The organism is Merdimmobilis hominis, from assembly GCF_016901855.1.
In the GTDB taxonomy this organism is placed as follows: domain Bacteria; phylum Bacillota; class Clostridia; order Oscillospirales; family Ruminococcaceae; genus Paludihabitans.
In genome coordinates, this window is sequence record NZ_JACJKY010000005.1 from 123,191 (window position 1) to 141,939 (window position 18,749).

The window sequence follows — 18,749 nt, forward strand, 5'->3', positions numbered from 1 at the left end:
GCTGTTTTATGCTTGCATACCGTTATTTGTTGTGCTATACTCCGCTTGTCATTTTATTGTTTTGAGGTGGGCATATGCTTTCTGTATTAAAAAACACCCCCGATTTTGTCATGATCGAACCGGAGAGACTTGCATTTTCAAACATCAAACCGCAGGTACCGGAAAACGGCGCGGTGAAGCTCGATGATATCACCGTATCGTTTGAAAAAACAGCGCACGGCTGTGCGGTGTACTTGACTGCACAAAAAACACCGGTGTCGTTTGTGCGCCTGCGCTTCTGCGTGCCGTTTCCCACCGGAACACGCTTTTTGGGTGACGCATGGGAGAGAAGCTACGGCGATCTTTCGTGGCAGGGAATGAACGCTTCCCGCATCATGCCGTGGTATTGTCTTTCGCACCATGAGGGACAGACTGCCGGCTACGGCGTTTGCGTGCGTCCGAATGCGTTTGTGAGCGTACAGACGGACAGCTATGGTGTGACGTTCATTGCCGACGTACGAAACGGAAGCCACGGCGTACTGCTTGGCGGCAGAACGCTCAAGGTGTGCGAAATTGTGAGCGAGGTGTATGCAGACTGCTCCGCATTCGAAGCGGCAAAACAGTTCTGCCGGATCATGTGCACCGACCCGATTCTGCCGAACGAACCGATCTACGGCGGAAACAACTGGTATTACGCATACGGCATGAGTTCTCACGAGGAGATCGTAAACGATGCCGCATATATCAGCGCACTGTGTGAAAACGCAGAGGGCGTCCGCCCGTATATGGTGGTGGATGACGGATGGCAGTTTGCACACGATGTGACCACCTGCAACGGCGGTCCATGGCACAAGGGCAATGAAAAATTCCCCCATATGAAAGCGCTGGCAGACGATATCAAAGCACAGGGATGCCGTGCAGGCATCTGGCTTCGCCCGCTCAATACAACGGATGAATCACTGCCTGCACACTGGCGGCTTGCGCACCGGCATGAGGTGTTAGACCCGTCCGTACCGGAAGTGCTTGATTATATCAAAGAAACGTTTGCCCGCATTGCCGGCTGGGGATTCACCCTCATCAAACATGACTTTTCGACGTTCGATCTGTTCGGCCGCTGGGGCAAAGAGATGGACTACCGCGTGACCGAGGACGACTTTACCTTTGCAGACCGCAGCAAAACATCGGCGGAAATTGTAGTGGGATTTTATAAAGCCGTGCTCGAGGGAGCAAGCGGCGCATATATTTTAGGCTGCAACTGCATCGGCCATTTAGGTGCAGGACTCATGCACGCACAGCGTATCGGCGATGATACAAGCGGCCTTTACTGGGAGCGCACGCGCCAGATGGGTGTCAATACCCTGGCGTTCCGTCTGCCGCAGCACCGCGCGTTCTTTGATATTGACGCGGACTGTGCAGGCCTTACTGCAAAAGTTGATTTTGCGAAAAACCGTCAGTGGCTTAATCTCGTTGCAAAGAGCGGCACACCGCTGTTTGTGTCGGTGAAACCGGGAACACTCAGTGAGGAAGAATACCGTGTGACTGCTGAGGCGCTCTGTCAAAACAGTGTGCAGACAGATACCTGCGAGCCGCTTGACTGGTTTGACACGGTCACACCTGCACATTGGCGCATCAACAGAGAAGAGGTCACATTTGACTGGTACACTGATGACGGAAAAGAGAATTTCGGTTATCATGTAGAGTAAATCACCGCGCAAAGAGAGGGATTTTTGTGATTTCATTTTTAGAAGAAGCGGCGAATGTTGTGCCGTCGAAACGTCAGCTTGACTGGTTTGACATGGAGCTTTACGCGTTTATCCATTTCGGCGTGAATACGTTTACCGATCGCGAATGGGGAATGGGCGGCGAGGACGAATCGCTGTTTGACCCGCAGAAGCTTGACTGCGATCAGTGGGTGGAAGCAATCAAACGCGCCGGCTGCAAGGGCATGGTGCTCACCGCAAAGCATCACGACGGATTTTGCCTGTGGCCTTCAAAATACACAGAGCACAGCGTCAAAAACAGTCCGCATCCACGCGATGTTGTGCGCGAGGCAGCCGAGGCATGCCGAAAAGGCGGCATCAAATTCGGTTTTTATCTGTCGCCGTGGGATCGCACGGAGTCAAGCTACGGCACACCGGCATATAATGACTATTTCTGCAATCAGCTCACGGAGCTTTTAACGGAATACGGCGATATTTTCTATGTCTGGTTCGATAATGCGTGCGGCGAGGGCGAAAACGGCAAAAAGCAGGAATACGACTTTAACCGCTATTTTGCACTCATCCGCAAATACCAGCCGAACGCCGTTATTTTCAACGACTTTGGCCCCGATGTGCGCTGGTGCGGCAATGAAGCCGGCATTGCGCGGGTAAGCGAATGGGCAGTGGTACCGCATGAATTTTGCCGTTATGCCGAAGTGCAGACGGGCAAAGGCCCGCTTGCAGACGAAGCGGATCTCTCGTATTTATACAATACCACGCAGTCGCTTGGAACCATGAACAATATTCTCTATAGCAAAGGACTGTCATTCGTGCCGTCGGAAATCAATATGTCAATCCGTCCGGGATGGTTCTGGCACAAAGAGGAAGAACCACATTCGCTCGAGCGGCTGTTTCATACCTATCTGACCTCCGTCGGTGCAAACGCGTGCTTCCATTTAAACGTACCGCCGACCCGTGACGGTCTGATTGACGAGCGGGATGTTATTCGTCTGCGCGAATTCGGCGAACTGATTGCGCGGGAGTTTGGCAAGCCGATTCCATGCTCGGTCAAAAAGGCGGAAGACACGCCGCGCACCCAGCCGATTTATGAGATTACATTCGACACCCCGCAGACCGGCATTCGTTATGTCGTGATTGAAGAGGATCTGCATTTCGGTCAGCGTGTCGAGTCGTTTTTGCTCACAGCGGATTCGATTGATTCGGCATATCCGCTCTATGAAGGAACGTGCATCGGTCACAAGAAAATCTGCGTGCTTGCCGATCCGTTTTCCAAGCAAAACCCGCTCATCGGCGATGGTACAAAGCCGGTTTCATCGCTTCGTCTGCGGATCACTTCATCCCGTTCGGATGTCCATCTGCGCAGCGTGAGCGTATACTGAGAAATAAAAAGCGGAAGAGAATTTCTCTTCCGCTTTTTGCTTATTAAAGTTTAAAGTCCCATATAACGCTCCATTGCGTCCATCAGCGCTTTGACGTTCTCGATTGGCACGCCCGGATACAGTCCGTAAATCATCATGAGTCCGCCGTCCTTTGACGAAAGCGTTTCCACTTCCGTGCGGATTAAACGGTCGATGTCTTCAGGTGTGCCGTATGGTGTGACCGATTGGCGGTCGATGTCCAAATCGATGCACACGCGGCCTTTAAAGCGCTCTGCAATCCAGTCGACGCCGTTGACTAAATCCTGCAGGTTGATGATATCCACACCGCCGTCGATGAGTTCGTCAATCAGCAGGCGAATGTCGCCGTCCGAATGCATATGCACGATTTTTCCCTTGTCGCGTGCAAGCTTCATCATCCGCTGGTAGCTCGGCTTATAGTGCTCATAGCATGCAGGGTTGACTGCGAATATCATCGGGATATGATCGGGACGTTCAAACCGGATGGTGCGCAGTATATTTTCACGTTGGGTCATGAAAAGTCACTCCTTTAAAAGCAAAAAGCATGGATTTCCACTATAGGATACCATGCTTTTTTCGTTGTCAAGACATTTTCGGAACAAAGTAAAAATTTGTTTCCCATGCGGGCAGATACGGATGATGCCGCAGATAGACGTCATAGCTGTCGCAGATCGAAAGCACCGCTTCCGGGATTTCAAAGAGATCGCCGTTTTTGTGATATGCCGCCGCAATGATACGGGGACGGTGCGTGCTGATCGTGTGGGCTGCACCTTCGAGCGCGCGTGTTTCCGCACCTTCGACATCGAGCTTTAACAGCGTGACCGGCGCGCCGTTTAACACATGATCGACCGCATCGACCGACACCTGTTTTGTGCCTGTTTTTGATAGCATTGAGTTTCTGCCGCCTTTGCCGCCTTTGAAAAACAGCGTGTCCGCTTCGTTCCATGCACCGATACAGAACGGATGCACATTTTGAAATCCGTTTTGTTCCACACGCGCGCACAGCTTTTGAAAGTTTTTCTTGTCCGGCTCAAATGCATAAATCGCACGATAGTTTCCGTTTACGGTGCGGATGAACTCCTCGACCGTGTCGCCGTTGTACGCGCCCAAATCCACATACGTTTCATCGCCGTGAAGATGCAGGAGCGCGAGCGCCTCTTCGCGGCTCGATTCGCACCGGCGCATCAGGTCAATCTGTCCGGTGAGCTTTGCGGCGATGATATCACGGTAGACAGCCTTTGACTGCTCGTCCGCAAGACGGTTGTACACTGCGTCAAACTGCGCTTCGTGTTCTTCCACAAATGCAGTGTCAAACAGCGTGTCGTCTGTGCGGATGACCGGTACATCGGGTGCAAAGAGATTGTGTTCTTCGCTCATGTTCGTAAGGTAGGAGAGCATCGGTTCGTAGTCGACCGCGAAGCAAAGGAGTGCGGTAAACGACGGATACGACGCGCATACGTCGGAAAACCGGCGCACCGGATAGCCTTTGAAGCTGTGTCCGCGGACAAATTCGTCGCTTGCATAAACGCCTTCGGGTGTTTTCCCGATGCGGGCAAGCGCGTCGAGCACTTTTTCGGCGCCGTCTCCCATACCGTAAAGGAAAATCGGTTCGTCCGTTTCTTTAAGCGTTGTCCAAAGATCGGTCGGATGATTTAATAAATCGAGGATCATGCGTTCACCGGCCGTTTCGCATAGGCGCCAATGAGTGCGAGTGTGTTAACCGCGCCGTCGATGTGGCTGCGCTCATAGCCGTGGCTTGCATAGACACCCGGGCCAATCAGTGCGTGACGGATATCGTGGCCGGCAGTGAGCGCCATGTCTGCGTCGGAGCTGTAGAACGGATAGACGTCTGTTGCATAGCGAAGGTTTAATTCTTTTGCAAGCGAAACGAGCGCACGGGTCATTTCATAGTGATACGGGCCGCGTGCATCTTTGACGCAGATTGATACTTCCCGTTCGGTGCAGGAAAGTCCGTCGCCCACACATCCCATATCGATGCACAGCGTTTCGAATGTGTCCGCCGGAACCGATGCAGAGCCGCCGTGACCGACTTCTTCAAACACGCTGAAATGAAGCGTAATGCTGCGCGACGGGGTAATTTCGCCGGATGTGACCTGTTTTGCAAATGCGAGCACGATTGCAGCACTCAGTTTATCATCGAGAAAGCGCGATTTGATATAGCCGCTTTCGGTGATGGTCAAACGCGGTTCAAAGCAGACAAAACATCCGTTTTCGATGCCGAGTGCCGCCGTTTCCTCTTTGGAAGCGGTGATTTCGTCGAGTATCACTTCCATGTTGTCGTAAGTGCGTTCGGTTGTACGGTAATCGTGGTTTACATGAATCGACGGGTTTACAAACTGAAAAGTACCGGTGTAGACGTTGCCGTCATATGTATAGATGCGGCAGTTTTCTGCCTCGACGTTTGGAAGACCGAGGCCGCCGAGCGGTGCGATTTTTAAGCGGCCGTTCGATTTGATTTCCGATACAATGCCGCCCAAGGTGTCAAGGTGTGCGGAGATCAAAAGCGGCGATTCGCCGGGTGTGAGCGTGCAGAACACGCCGCCCTTGTTTGTGTAAACAGGGGAGAGCCCCATTTCTTTGAGTGCAGAAAAGACATAGTCAGCGGCAGCTTTTGTAAATCCGGTCGGGCTGTCGATGGCGATGAGTTCTTTTAATCGGGTCAAAATTTCGTCTGTCATAGTGGTCGTCCTTTCGTTTGATGTTTGGCCGTTTAACGGTGGTTATAAAATCCGGCGTCACACAGCCGGTCAAAGCATTCGTTTGCCTCGTCGTCTTCAAACAGTGCGGCGAACTGTGCATTTACCACAGCGGCTTCCGGCGAAAGATCAAGCCGGTTTTTCTGCGAAAGCGGCAAAAAGCTGTCGCTTGCAATGCCGCGGGACAGCAGGTTCTTTAAATATTTTACACCGCCGAGCTTGGTGATCTGGCCTTTCATACGGGAAAAGTCGGCCGAAAGCAGCGCTTCGGCTTCGGTTGTTTTCTGGCACAGCCAGTTTGTGAGGGATTGCTCTGCAGGATTCATACAAATACCTCTTTTCATGGATTCTGACACAAAAGGCGCAAAGCCGTCTGGCTCTGCGCCCTCTTATCTTTCATTATATCGGTTTTTTACAAAAAGTCAACGATGCTTATTTTTCGGCAGACTGCTGCTCAATAAAGCTGACCGGATCGACCCATTCGCCGTCTTGTTTGATGCCGAAATGGAGATGGGTTTCCTCTGCGCTCTCAATTTCTGCGCTTTCGCCGACAGTGCCGATTACATCACCGAGTTTGACGGTCTGGCCGACTGTGACGCGCACGGCATCGTTTAAGTTCGCATAGTAGCTTTCGACACCGTTTTCATGTGTGATCGTGACGGTGTTGCCCCACATATCGTCGGTTTTTACTTCGGTGACTTTTCCGCTTGCAACGGCTTTGACCGGTGTGTCGAGCGGTGCTGCCAGATCGGTGCCCGTATGCATCATCCAGTCGCCGAGTGTTTTCGATTTGATGACCTCATCGCCGCTGAATGCGGTGAGCACGGTACCCGAAAGCGGCATCGCATATCCTTTTAACAGCGTCGGTTCTTCCGGCGCTGTGTTGGTCGGCTCGTTTTCTTCCGGTGCCTCGGTTTCGACATCAGACGGTTCGGTATTTACATCGGTTTCGGGCGGAAAGGTGATTTCCTCTTCCTGTTCCACCTGCAAAGGCGATGAGATTTCCGGTTCTTTGACCTCTAACTTCTGCATCGCGGCAGTGATGCCGAGCCAAGCGGCACCGCCGATTGCCAAAAGACTGACTGCAAGCGCGATATAAAATCCTTTTGAGCCGATTCGGCGGCTTTTCTGACTAAACTGCAATTTTTTCATGAGAAACTTCCTCCTGCTTTTTTATCAAAAAGAAACGGCAGACAGCCGTCATCGTTCTTCACGGTTAGTGTTGCCGCAATTTCTTCTCTTTATGCCGTCTTTCTTTTGGAAGAATCAATCATTTTATCCATGCATCTGTTTGCAAGGAATATTGCCAACGAAAATTTATAATTTATTTATAAATTATCAGAAAAACTATTGACCTTTTCGTCATAAAATCCTATAATATAAAGTACACATAATTTAAAGCAGTGCAGTATAAAAGCGAATGCACTGTGATGCAGAAAAGGGGTTACTATCACATGAGCAGAGTGTTTAACTTCAGCGCAGGCCCGTCGGTTCTGCCTGAATCGGTCTTGAAAAAAGCAGCAGCTGAGATGCTTGATTATAACGGCAGCGGCCAGTCCGTTATGGAAATGTCGCACCGCTCAAAAGTATATGATGAAATCATCAAGTCATGTGAAGCCTCTTTGCGCCGCGTGATGAATATTCCGGATAACTATAAAGTGCTCTTTTTGCAGGGCGGTGCATCGTCTCAGTTTGCGATGATTCCGTTAAATCTCATGAACAAAAACAACAAAGCGGATTTTGTCATCACCGGTCAGTGGGCAAAAAAAGCATATGCGGAAGCCGCTCGTTATGGTACGGCAAATGTGGTTGCATCTTCGGCAGACCGCACGTTTTCGTATATTCCGAAACTTGACCCGTCGACGTTTGACAAAGACGCGGACTATTTCCATATCTGCATGAACAACACGATCTACGGCACAACCTTCAAAGAACTGCCGGATACCGGCGATGTGCCGCTGATTGCGGATATCAGTTCCTGCATTCTGTCCGAATCGATTGACGTTAAAAAATTCGGCATGCTGTATGCCGGCGCACAGAAAAACATGGGTCCGGCAGGTCTGACCGTTGTGATCATCCGCGAGGATCTGATTGGCAATGCAATGGAAAAAACGCCGACTATGTTTAACTACAAAACCCATGCAGACAACGATTCGATGTTCAATACACCGCCGACGTATGCAATCTATATTGCAAAACTCGTGCTCGACTGGATCGAAAACGAGGTTGGCGGACTCGAAAAAATGAAAGAATTAAACGAGAAAAAAGCGGCAATTCTCTATGATTTCCTCGATGAATCCGCGTTGTTTAAAGGAACGGTCGAAAAGGATTCCCGTTCGATGATGAACGTGCCGTTTGTGACCGGCGACGAAGCACTCGACAAAGAGTTTATCGCTGAGGCAACGAAACGCGGCTTTGTAAACCTGAAAGGTCACCGCAGTGTCGGCGGTATGCGTGCATCCATCTATAACGCAATGCCGATCGAGGGCGTCGAGAAATTGGTGGCATTTATGCGCGAATTTGAAGAAGCGCACAAAAATGCATGAAAAGGAGTGTTCACTGATGTTTCAGATTCAGACAATGAATAAAATCTCGCCTGCGGGTCTTGATAATTTTGACCGCACCAAGTATACATGGGGCGACGAAATGAACGAGCCGGATGCCATTATGGTACGTTCGGCAGCACTGCACGAGATGGAATTTCCGGCTTCGCTCAAAGCGATTGCACGTGCAGGCGCAGGCGTCAACAACATTCCGGTTGATAAATGCAGCGAGCAGGGCATCGTCGTGTTCAACACGCCGGGTGCGAATGCAAATGCCGTCAAAGAGATGGTGATTATGGCGCTTTTGATGGCATCGCGGAAAGTTGCGGCTTCCATGGACTGGGTCAAAACGTTAAAAGGAAACGGCGCCGAGGTCACAAAGCTCGTGGAAAAAGGCAAATCCCAGTTTGCAGGTCCTGAAATCATGGGCAAGAAACTCGGTGTCATCGGCTTGGGTGCCATCGGTATTCTCGTTGCAAATGCAGCGCAGGCGCTCGGTATGACCGTATACGGCTATGACCCGTATATCAGCGTTGACGGCGCATGGGGACTTTCGCAGAGCGTTATTCATGCGAATTCTTTAAAAGAAATTTATGAAAACTGCGATTACATCACACTGCATGTCCCGGCAACAAAAGAAACAAAGGGATGCATCAATGCATCGTCCATTAAAATGATGAAACCGGGTGTGCGGATTTTGAACTTTGCACGCGGCGAGCTGGTTGAAACAGCCGATCTGCTCGAAGCGCTCGACGAGCGTCAGGTGAAGGTGTACTTAACCGACTTCCCGACAGACGAAATGCTCGATCATCCGGGCGTTGTCGCATTCCCGCATTTGGGTGCATCGACACCGGAATCCGAAGATAACTGTGCACGTATGGCGGCACTTGAGCTGATTGATTTCTTGGAAAACGGCAACATCAAAAACAGCGTGAACCTGCCGAATGCGTCGATGCCGAAAACGAATCTCGACCGTGTCTGCATCATCCACAAAAACGTGAAAACGATCATTTCGCAGATTTCGACCGCACTGAGTGCATTAAACATCGAGAATATGTTGAACAAATCAAAAGGCGATTATGCATACACAATGCTCGATGTGGACGGTGCTGTTTCGAATGACATTGTGGAAGCAATCCAGGCAATCGACGGCGTCATCCGCGTGCTTGTGATTCAGTAATTTTAAAAAATTCACTCCGATCAAAAAAATCCTCCCTCCGCTGCAAGGAGATTGCAGACGAAGGGAGGATTTCGTTTATTCTATTGTATGTTCGTTTGACGAAAATGATGCAAATAAAATTTGCATAATAGAATCAGTGCTTGTCTGCTGCAAGTGCTGCTGCGCCGATATCGGTGCGATAGTGCATTTTTTCAAACGAAATGCGGGAAACGGCATCGTAGGACGTGTTCAGTGCCTCTTTGAGCGTATCGCCGCAGGCAGAAATGCCGAGTACACGGCCGCCTGCGGTGTAAAATGTACCGTTTTCAAGCTTTGTGCCCGAATGGTATACGACGGCACCAGCCATCTGGCCGTTTTCATCAAGACCGGAGATTGCTTTGCCCGATTCATATTTGACCGGATAGCCGCCCGATGCAATCATGACACATGCTGCCGCACCGTCTTTGAATTTCACGTCGACGTCAGCTAAACGCTCGTCTGCGCATGCTTCAAAGATTTCGAGCAGATCGCTCTCTAACAGCGGGAGCACGACCTGGGTTTCCGGATCGCCGAACCGGCAGTTATACTCGATCACTTTCGGGCCTTTCGGTGTGAGCATCAAACCGAAGTAGATGACACCTTTGAACGGACGGCCCTCTGCGTTCATTGCGTTCATGGTCGGCAGGAAGATTGTGTTCATGCACTCTTCTGCGACTTCTTTGGTGTAATACGGGTTCGGTGCAATCGTACCCATGCCGCCGGTGTTTAATCCCTTGTTGTTGTCGAGTGCACGCTTGTGATCCATCGACGAAACCATCGGCACAAGGGTGTGCGAATCGGTGAACGACAGCACGGACACCTCCGGACCGGTCAGGAATTCTTCAATGACGATCTGGTTGCCGCTTTTGCCGAAGATTTTGTCTTCCATGATGGAGCGGATGCCGTCGATTGCCTGTTCCTTTGTTTCCGCGATGATAACGCCTTTGCCGAGCGCCAAGCCGTCCGCTTTGATGACAGCCGGGAACGTGTTCGATTCCTCAATATAGCGGATTGCTTCATTCGGGTCGGTAAATACTTCGTATTCTGCGGTCGGGATCTTGTATTTTTTCATCAGATCTTTCGAAAAGACCTTGCTGCCTTCCAAAATTGCTGCGTTTTTGTTCGGACCGAAGCAGCGGATGCCTGCCGCTTCCATGGCGTCTACCATGCCGAGTACCAGCGGATCATCCGGTGCAACCACGCAGAAATCGATGGCATTTTCCTTTGCATAAGCGACCATGCCGTCGATGTCGGTTGCTTTGACCGGCACGCATACTGCGTCAGCAGCAATGCCGCCGTTGCCCGGTGCCGCAAAGATGGTCGGCTGTTTTTTGCTCTCTTTGAGTTTTTTAATGATGGCGTGTTCGCGTCCGCCGCCGCCTACCACTAATACGTTCATGGAGAAGTTCCTCCTTTTCGATCAATGATGGAACAGACGAATGCCTGTGAATGCCATCGCGATGTTGTATTTATTGCAGGTGTCGATGACATGGTCGTCACGGATGGAGCCGCCCGGCTGTGCGATGTAGGAAACACCGCTTCTGTGTGCGCGCTCGATGTTGTCGCCGAACGGGAAGAATGCGTCCGAACCGAGTGCAACACCGGTGAGTTTATCGAGCCATGCACGTTTTTCCTCGCGGGTGAGTGGTGCCGGCTGCTCAGTGAAGGTTTCTGCCCAGACGTCGTCGCCGATGACATCCTCGTAATCGTCGCTGATGTACACGTCGATTGCGTTGTCGCGGTCAGCGCGGCGGATGCCCTCTTTAAACGGCAGATTCAGCACTTTTTCGTGCTGACGCAGCCACCAGATGTCCGCTTTGTTTCCTGCCAAACGGGTGCAGTGAATTCTCGACTGCTGGCCGGCACCGATGCCGATTGCCTGACCGTCTTTGACATAGCAGACAGAGTTCGACTGGGTGTATTTTAACGCGATGAGCGAGATGATGAGGTCGCGTTTTGCGTCTGCCGGAATTTCTTTGTTCTCGGTGATGACATTTGCGAGCAGTTCCTCGTTGACCAAGAGCTCGTTTCTGCCCTGCTCAAATGTGATGCCGAACACGTCTTTGTGCTCGATCGGCGCCGGTTTGTAATTCGGGTCGATTTTGATGACGTTATAATTGCCTTTGCGTTTCGATTTTAAGATCTCGAGTGCTTCGTCGGAGTAATCCGGAGCAATGACACCGTCGGACACTTCGCGTGCAATCAGTTTTGCGGTCGCTGCGTCGCAGCAGTCGGACAGCGCGATGAAATCGCCGTAGGACGACATACGGTCAGCGCCGCGTGCTCTTGCATATGCGCAAGCGAGCGGGGAGAGCTCTGCATCGTCGACAAAATAGATTTTGCGCAGAACGTCGGACAGCGGCAGACCGACTGCGGCACCTGCCGGGCTTACGTGTTTAAACGAAGCGGCAGCCGGCAGACCGGTTGCTTCTTTTAATTCTTTGACAAGCTGCCAGCTGTTGAATGCATCGAGGAAGTTGATGTATCCCGGGCGGCCGGACAGAACGGTGATCGGCAGTTCCGCGCCGTCTTTCATGAAAATACGGGATGGTTTCTGATTCGGGTTACAGCCGTATTTGAGTGCGAGTTCGTTTGCCATATTAAAAAACGCCTCCTTGCAGAAATTGCAATTATTCGTGTTTGTTGATGATGCGGGTCTCGTATTCACCGGTGGTGAGATCGATAAACCGGGTGAACAGGCTCACTTTGTTCTGCTCATTGAGTGATTTCCAGATCATTGCGGTAAATACGCCAAGATCATTCGGAATCTCGACCGGCTCCGGATCGCCCGAAAAGCTCGGAATCGGGTTGCCGTCGCAGCGGTAGGTGTGGATGAAGTGACCTTTGCCTGCGACCGGCTGAGCGTATTCATAGAAGAAACGCTGTACCGATGCATCGTTTCCGTCATCGCTCTTCAAGATCGAGAGCTTGTACGAAAAATCGCCGTCTTTAACGGTCGCAATACCGGAAATACGCGGGGTGAAGTTCGGAGCGTCCGGCTCAAAGGTGCGGGTGCGCAGTGCATCTTCAAATGTTTTGCCTTCTTTGATGAAATCGTAAACGGTGTCGGTCTGGTCGCCGTTTGTGACGATCAAATCGTCGCCCAGTTTGCGGACCGGGGAGTAGATAATCAGCGACGGGTCGACGAGTTTCGACTCATCATATGCACGGGTGCGGATGCCGCAGTCCTCGTTTTCTTCAAAAATACGGTTTCTCGAGTTTTCGCTTCTGCCCATGATGAAGTAAGCGATGGCAGCGTGTTTGCCGTCGGCTGTTTTGCCGATGACGATGCCGCGGCCCGGGTAGGTGTTTTCGGAAAGCAGAGCAGTCAAATCATAGCACATGGGAAACATCCTCCTTCGGTTTATTGGTGAATGACGGCGATGCCGTCGTCGGTTACGGTGATTTTGTCTTCGCAGAACAGCGAAACGGCTTTCGGGAGGATCTTCCATTCGGCTTCCTCCATGACACGGCGCTGGAGTGTTTCCGGCGTGTCGTTTGAACAGACCTCGACCGCTTTTTGCAGGATGATCGGGCCGCCGTCGCAGACTTCGTTGACAAAATGGGCGGTCGCACCGGTGAGTTTCACGCCTTTTTTGAGTGCGGCTTCATGCACGTGCAGGCCGTAAAAGCCTTTGCCGCAGAAGCTCGGAATGAGCGCCGGATGGACGTTGATCATCCGGTTTTTGTATACATCGGATACCAATCGGTCAACGATTGTCATAAATCCTGCATAGACCACGAGATCCGCCTGTTCTTCGTTTAATGCCGCAAGCAGTGCTTCGCTGAACGTTTTTGCGTTTTCAAACTGTTTTCTCTCGATTACGCGTGTGTGAATGCCTGCGTTCTGTGCACGGGTCAGCGCGTAAGCGTCGGGACGGGACGCAATGACACAGGTGATTTTGCCGTTTTTGATCTCGCCTGCGCGTTCTGCGTCAATGAGCGCCTGTAAGTTGGTGCCGCCGCCTGAAACAAGTACCACAATCTTTTTCATAGGATGCCCTCTTATTCGATGATGACGCCTTCGTCGCCTTCGATGACTTCGCCTAAAACGAATGCGGTTTCGCCCGACTCGGTCAGTGCGCGGATCGCGTCGTCTGCGGTTTCTTTGGAAACAGCCATAATCATGCCGACACCCATGTTGAAGGTGTTGAACATATCGCGCTGTGGAATATTTCCTGTTTTTGCGATGAGTTCAAAGATCGGCAGAACCGGAACAGCTGCACGGTTCACTTTTGCAGTGCAGCCCTCTTTCATCATACGCGGAATGTTCTCATAAAAACCGCCGCCGGTGATGTGGGAGATGGCTTTGACGTCTGCTTTTTCGATGGCGTTGAGCACCGGTTTTACATACAGTCTGGTCGGTGCGAGCAGTGCTTCGCCCAGTGTGGTGCCGAGCTCTTCATAGTAGGTTTCGAGTTTTTCTTTCGTCAGACCGAACACCTTGCGAACGAGCGAGAAACCGTTCGAGTGCACACCCGAAGAAGCGATGCCAATGAGCACATCGCCCGGCTCCATACGGGAACCGTCGATGATTTTGTCACGGTCGACGATGCCGACGGTGAAGCCGGCGAGGTCATATTCCTCGTCCGGCATGACGCCCGGATGCTCTGCGGTTTCGCCGCCGATCAGTGCACAGCCGGATTCTACACAGCCGTCTGCAACGCCTTTGACGATCGAAGCGATTTTCTCCGGAATATTTTTGCCGCATGCAATATAGTCCAAGAAGAACAGCGGTTTTGCGCCGCAGCAGACGACATCGTTTACACACATTGCAACGCAGTCGATGCCGATGGTGTCGTGCTTGTCAAGAAGCATTGCCGCCACGAGTTTGGTGCCGACGCCGTCCGTGCCCGAAACGAGCACCGGGTTTTTGATTCCCGAAAGATCGGGCGCGAACAGTCCGCCGAATCCGCCGATGCCGGATACAACACCCGGAATCGTTGTTTTTTTGACGTGTTCTTTCATCAGTTCCACTGCTTTGTAACCGGCGGTTACGTCAACGCCGGCTTCTTTATAGCTTTCGCTGAAGCTTTTCATAAGGAAACGTCCTTTCTGCGGGAAATTCCCGTCTTTTTTTGTTTATTCTTCGCCTGTCCAGCAATAGGTGCAGATGCAGTCTTTGTCAAGACCCAAAGACTCGAGCATATCGTCGAGTGTCTGGAAATGAAGCGAGGTGAAGTTCAATTTTTTCGCGATCCAGTCGACCATCTGCGAATATTTGTCGGTTGTATAGTCGGTGTACGGTGCGATGACCGAGTTGTCGGCAGTGCCTTCAAGTTCTTTGATTGCACGGCGCGCAATCAGATCCATCTCGCTTGTCGAACGCGAGAAGTTTAAATATTTGCAGCCGTACAGAATCGGCGGACATGCCGGACGGATGTGCACCTCTTTCGCGCCGCTTTCATATAAGAACGAAACGGTTTCACCCATCTGCGTACCGCGCACGATGGAGTCATCGATGAACAAGAGACGTTTGCCGCGGATTAAAGAGTCGACCGGAATCAGTTTCATGTGTGCGACAAGGTTGCGCATCGATTGATTCTGCGGCATAAAGCTTCTGGGCCATGTTGGGGTGTATTTGATGAACGGACGGGCAAACGGAATACCCGATTCGTTCGCATAGCCGATGGCGTGTGCTGTACCCGAGTCCGGAACACCTGCCACATAGTCAAGATCGCCCGGTTTCATACCGTCGTGCTTTGCCAGAATCCGGCCGCAGTCATAGCGCATGCGCTCGACGTTTACGCCCTCATAGCACGAAGTCGGGTAGCCGTAGTACGTCCATAAAAACGCACAGATTTTCATTTTTTTGTCCGGCGCACGCAGCTGCTCGACACCGTTTGGCGTTACGTGCACAATCTCGCCCGGGCCAAGCTCACGCAGTGTGTGATAGCCGAGGTTTAAATATGCAAACGACTCAAACGACAGGCAGTAACCGTCTTCTTTTTGACCGAGAACCAGCGGGGTGCGGCCCATGCGGTCGCGTGCCGCATAGATGCCGGTTTTCGTCAAAAGCATCAGCGTCATCGAGCCGTCAATCATCTCCTGCGCATAACGGATGCCTTCTTCAATCGTGTTTTTCTGGTTGATGAGCGCCGCAGTGAGCTCGGTGGAGTTGATGTGTCCGCCGCTCATCTCAAGAAAATGCGATTTTCCGCGTTCAAAACAAAGCGTTGTAAGGGTCTGTTCGTTGTTGATGCGTCCAACGGTTGTGATCGCATAGGTGCCCAGGTGCGAGCGGACAATCAGCGGCTGCGGGTCCATGTCGCTGATGCAGCCAATGCCCATGTTGCCGCTCATTTCGTTGACGTCACGCTCAAACTTTGTGCGAAACGGGGAATTTTCGATGTTATGGATGGCACGGGAAATGCCGGTTTCCTCCGAATAGACCGCCATACCGCCGCGTCTTGTGCCCAAATGTGAATGATAGTCTGTGCCGAAGAATAAGTCCATCACACAGTCTTTTTTTGATACCGCGCCAAAAATACCGCCCATAGTACACTCCTTCAAATAAAAATCACGATAGAATCAACCTGTCCCGCACGAAAGGTACGGGACAGCAAAAAGGTTGCGGGAAAAAGAGAGATTATTCGCCGAGCAGACGTGCGAGGATTTCTTTGTATGCGTCCTCTTCGCCGCCCATATCTCTGCGGAAGCGGTCTTTGTCGAGTTTTTCGTGAGTGACAGTATCCCAGAAACGGCAGGTATCCGGCGAGATCTCGTCAGCCAAAACGATGGTGCCGTCTGCTGTTTTGCCGAATTCGAGTTTGAAGTCGATGAGGGAGATGTTGACGTCTTTTAAATAGTCCGTCAGGATCTCGTTGATTTTTAAAGCATAGGAAGCGATCAGGTCGAGTTCTTCTTTTGTGCAGAAGTTCATTGCCATGATGTGGTATTCGTTGACCATCGGATCGCCCAGAGCGTCGTCTTTATAGCAGTATTCGAGCACGGTTTTCGACAGCACAGTGCCCTCCGGCAGACCAAGGCGTTTTGCGAGGGAGCCTGCTGCAACGTTTCTGACAATGACTTCGAGCGGAACGATAGTTACTTTTTTTACGAGTGTTTCACGGTCGGAAAGTTCTTTGATCAGGTGGGTCGGCACGCCGTTTTTCTCGAGCAGTTTCATCAGATGGTTGGTAACACGGTTGTTGATGATGCCTTTGTCATGGATGGTACCTTTTTTGAGGCCGTTTAAAGCGGTTGCATCGTCTTTGTAATCGACGATATATGCGTTCTCGTCATCGGTTTTGAATACTTTTTTTGCTTTTCCTTCGTAGAGCAGTTCACGTTTTTCCATTGGATGGTTCCTCCTTTAAAATCACAAAACGGGACAAATCCCAGTTTAAAAAATGAGCGGAATGATTAAATCTCGCTTACATCGAGTGCGCTGTCTTTTTTGCGGACTTCGTCTGCCATCTGCTGTTTCATTTCGGCAAGTGCGTCGGCAAGATGGTCGTCCGACAATGCGAGCATCTGTACAGCCAAAAGCGCTGCGTTTTTCGCACCGTCGATTGCGACAGTTGCAACCGGAATACCGGCAGGCATCTGTACGGTCGAAAGCAGAGCATCCAAGCCGTCAAGTGTGGACGATTTGACCGGAATGCCGATGACCGGCAGGGTGGTGTGTGCAGCTAAAACGCCGGCTAAGTGTGCAGCTTTTCCGGCAGCGGCGATGATCACACCAAAGCCGTTTTCTTTTGCATTGTGCGAAAAAGCAGCGGCTTCTTCAGGTGTGCGGTGCGCAGACATGACGTGCGCCTCCACCTCGATGCCAAAGCGTTTGAGTTCGCGGATTGCAGGCGAAACAACAGGCAGATCGCTGTCGCTTCCCATGATGACAGCTACTTTTTTTGCAGCGGACATAGAAAAAACACTCCTTTAAAAAAGTGGGTATGCATAGAAAAAACAAAAAAGGCCGCGGAAAGTCCGCAGCCTTTTTTCGTTAACCGAATGCACGAATCCCATCAAAATGGTTGCAGGAATCCGCTGTGCATGTACACAGGTACACCATACCCAAAGAATAACCATGCGGCAAACCGCCCGGGTTTCGCTTCTTTTGCATCAGGCAGACTCCTTTCATTCGAAATCATATGCTACTATCTTATTTTATCGAAAAAGCGCGTCGAAAACAAGAGGGCAAACATAAAATTTGCACCTTTTAAATGCGCGGATAACTGTTCATTTTGCCAAAAAACAAAAGACACCGCACAGGGTGTTTTCCTGTGCGGTGCAGTGATTTATTCGTTTGGTGCTGCGTCTGTAAACAGCTCTTTTACGCTTGCAGTCAGCCCTGCGAGGCTTTGAATTTCCGAGGGAATGATGATCTTTGTCGCTTTTCCGTCGGCTGCTTTTGCAAATGCGTCGAGGCTCTTGAGTGCCAAAACTTTCTGGCTCGGGTCTGCCTGGGTCAACAGCTTTAAGCTGTCTGCATATGCTTCCTGCACGGCACGGATTGCCTGTGCTTCACCTTCTGCTTCGCGGATTTTCTTTTCACGAACAGCGTCTGCCTGCAAAATGGTTGCTTCCTTGACAGCCTCTGCACGCAGAATCTGCGACGCTTTTTCGCCCTCTGCCACAAGAATCTGCGAGCGTTTTTCGCCCTCTGCACGCAGAATGCTTTCGCGGCGTTCGCGCTCTGCTTTCATCTGGCGCTCCATTGCGTCCTGAATCTCACGCGGCGGCAGAATGTTCTTAAGCTCCACGCGGTTTACTTTGATGCCCCATTTGTCGGATGCAAGGTCGAGAATCGAGGTGATTTTGGTGTTTACTGTGTCGCGCGAGGTGAGTGTTGCGTCAAGCTCCAGTTCGCCGACGATGTTACGAAGCGTGGTTGCTGTCAGGTTCTCGATAGCCATCAATGGGTTATTGACACCGTATGTAAACAGCTTTGCGTCCGTGATCTGATAGAACACGACGGTGTCAATCTGCATGGTGACGTTATCCTTTGTAATCACCGGCTGCGGTTTAAAGTCGACAACGTGCTCTTTTAAGGAAACGCGTTTTGCAATCCGGTCAATAAACGGCACAAGGAAGTGAAGACCGGTGTTCCAGGTCTGATGATAACTGCCGATGCGCTCGATGACATACACCTGCGACTGCGGAACGACTTTGATGCGGGAAACAAGGATGATGAGCAAAAGAATGATAAGACCTAAGAAAATGTACAGTCCGATTGGCATAAAAAACACTCC

Annotated in this window: 18 protein-coding genes; 4 read left to right on the plus strand and 14 right to left on the minus strand. The window is 51.1% G+C overall.

The features are described 5' to 3' along the window. Window positions 1–74 precede the first annotated feature (74 nt). Complete coding sequence (locus H6A12_RS04640) at window positions 75–1,682, plus strand: glycoside hydrolase family 36 protein (protein ID WP_204445293.1); 1,608 nt, start codon at window positions 75–77, stop codon at window positions 1,680–1,682. Between the two features lie 26 nt (window positions 1,683–1,708). Continuing rightward, entirely contained in the window at window positions 1,709–3,079 is a 1,371-nt protein-coding gene (locus H6A12_RS04645) for an alpha-L-fucosidase (protein WP_204445295.1), read from the plus strand. Window positions 3,080–3,129: 50 nt separating this feature from the next. Here the strand turns inward: H6A12_RS04645 and H6A12_RS04650 are convergent, their stop codons facing one another. The 5 genes from H6A12_RS04650 to H6A12_RS04670 all read right to left on the minus strand — a co-directional run bounded on the left by H6A12_RS04650 (window position 3,130) and on the right by H6A12_RS04670 (window position 6,966). Next, window positions 3,130–3,612, minus strand: coding sequence for a uroporphyrinogen decarboxylase family protein (locus tag H6A12_RS04650; protein WP_204445297.1), 483 nt, complete (start codon window positions 3,610–3,612; stop codon window positions 3,130–3,132). Window positions 3,613–3,679: 67 nt separating this feature from the next. Continuing rightward, a complete protein-coding gene (locus H6A12_RS04655) occupies window positions 3,680–4,768 on the minus strand; it encodes an FkbM family methyltransferase (protein WP_204445299.1) in 1,089 nt (362 codons plus the stop codon). Then, a complete protein-coding gene (locus tag H6A12_RS04660) occupies window positions 4,765–5,796 on the minus strand; it encodes a M42 family metallopeptidase (RefSeq protein ID WP_204445301.1) in 1,032 nt (343 codons plus the stop codon). Before H6A12_RS04660 ends, H6A12_RS04655 begins: the two co-directional genes overlap by 4 nt. A gap of 32 nt (window positions 5,797–5,828) precedes the next feature. After that, the gene (locus H6A12_RS04665) at window positions 5,829–6,140 is read right to left on the minus strand and encodes a hypothetical protein (protein ID WP_204445303.1); all 312 of its coding nucleotides are present in this window, start codon (window positions 6,138–6,140) and stop codon (window positions 5,829–5,831) included. A gap of 106 nt (window positions 6,141–6,246) precedes the next feature. Continuing rightward, entirely contained in the window at window positions 6,247–6,966 is a 720-nt protein-coding gene (locus H6A12_RS04670; protein ID WP_204445306.1) for a M23 family metallopeptidase, read from the minus strand. Between the two features lie 302 nt (window positions 6,967–7,268). Here H6A12_RS04670 and serC point away from each other — a divergent pair, with 302 nt between their 5' ends. Together serC and H6A12_RS04680 are read left to right on the plus strand one after the other, a co-directional pair. After that, a complete protein-coding gene (serC, locus tag H6A12_RS04675) occupies window positions 7,269–8,360 on the plus strand; it encodes a 3-phosphoserine/phosphohydroxythreonine transaminase (RefSeq protein WP_204445308.1) in 1,092 nt (363 codons plus the stop codon). 16 nt (window positions 8,361–8,376) lie between these two features. After that, window positions 8,377–9,537, plus strand: coding sequence for a phosphoglycerate dehydrogenase (locus H6A12_RS04680; protein WP_204445310.1), 1,161 nt, complete (start codon window positions 8,377–8,379; stop codon window positions 9,535–9,537). Between the two features lie 133 nt (window positions 9,538–9,670). Here H6A12_RS04680 and purD read toward each other — a convergent pair whose 3' ends face one another. The 9 genes from purD to H6A12_RS04725 all read right to left on the minus strand — a co-directional run bounded on the left by purD (window position 9,671) and on the right by H6A12_RS04725 (window position 18,737). Continuing rightward, window positions 9,671–10,954, minus strand: a complete 1,284-nt coding sequence (gene purD / locus H6A12_RS04685) for a phosphoribosylamine--glycine ligase (RefSeq protein ID WP_204445312.1) — start codon at window positions 10,952–10,954, stop codon at window positions 9,671–9,673. A gap of 21 nt (window positions 10,955–10,975) precedes the next feature. Further along, window positions 10,976–12,223: a phosphoribosylaminoimidazolecarboxamide formyltransferase gene (locus tag H6A12_RS04690; RefSeq protein WP_345941225.1), complete on the minus strand. Its 1,248-nt coding sequence runs from the start codon at window positions 12,221–12,223 to the stop codon at window positions 10,976–10,978. Beyond that, window positions 12,186–12,899, minus strand: coding sequence for an IMP cyclohydrolase (locus H6A12_RS04695; RefSeq protein WP_204445316.1), 714 nt, complete (start codon window positions 12,897–12,899; stop codon window positions 12,186–12,188). Before H6A12_RS04695 ends, H6A12_RS04690 begins: the two co-directional genes overlap by 38 nt. Before the next feature lie 20 nt (window positions 12,900–12,919). Further along, window positions 12,920–13,549, minus strand: a complete 630-nt coding sequence (purN, locus tag H6A12_RS04700) for a phosphoribosylglycinamide formyltransferase (RefSeq protein ID WP_204445318.1) — start codon at window positions 13,547–13,549, stop codon at window positions 12,920–12,922. 11 nt (window positions 13,550–13,560) lie between these two features. Then, entirely contained in the window at window positions 13,561–14,595 is a 1,035-nt protein-coding gene (purM, locus tag H6A12_RS04705) for a phosphoribosylformylglycinamidine cyclo-ligase (RefSeq protein WP_204445320.1), read from the minus strand. A gap of 42 nt (window positions 14,596–14,637) precedes the next feature. Further along, window positions 14,638–16,053: an amidophosphoribosyltransferase gene (locus H6A12_RS04710; protein WP_204445323.1), complete on the minus strand. Its 1,416-nt coding sequence runs from the start codon at window positions 16,051–16,053 to the stop codon at window positions 14,638–14,640. A gap of 91 nt (window positions 16,054–16,144) precedes the next feature. Continuing rightward, complete coding sequence (gene purC / locus H6A12_RS04715) at window positions 16,145–16,855, minus strand: phosphoribosylaminoimidazolesuccinocarboxamide synthase (protein WP_204445325.1); 711 nt, start codon at window positions 16,853–16,855, stop codon at window positions 16,145–16,147. A gap of 65 nt (window positions 16,856–16,920) precedes the next feature. Continuing rightward, window positions 16,921–17,421: a 5-(carboxyamino)imidazole ribonucleotide mutase gene (purE, locus tag H6A12_RS04720; RefSeq protein WP_204445327.1), complete on the minus strand. Its 501-nt coding sequence runs from the start codon at window positions 17,419–17,421 to the stop codon at window positions 16,921–16,923. Between the two features lie 374 nt (window positions 17,422–17,795). After that, window positions 17,796–18,737 (minus strand): SPFH domain-containing protein, encoded by a 942-nt coding sequence (locus tag H6A12_RS04725; protein WP_204445329.1) that lies wholly within the window; start codon window positions 18,735–18,737, stop codon window positions 17,796–17,798. Window positions 18,738–18,749 lie beyond the last annotated feature (12 nt).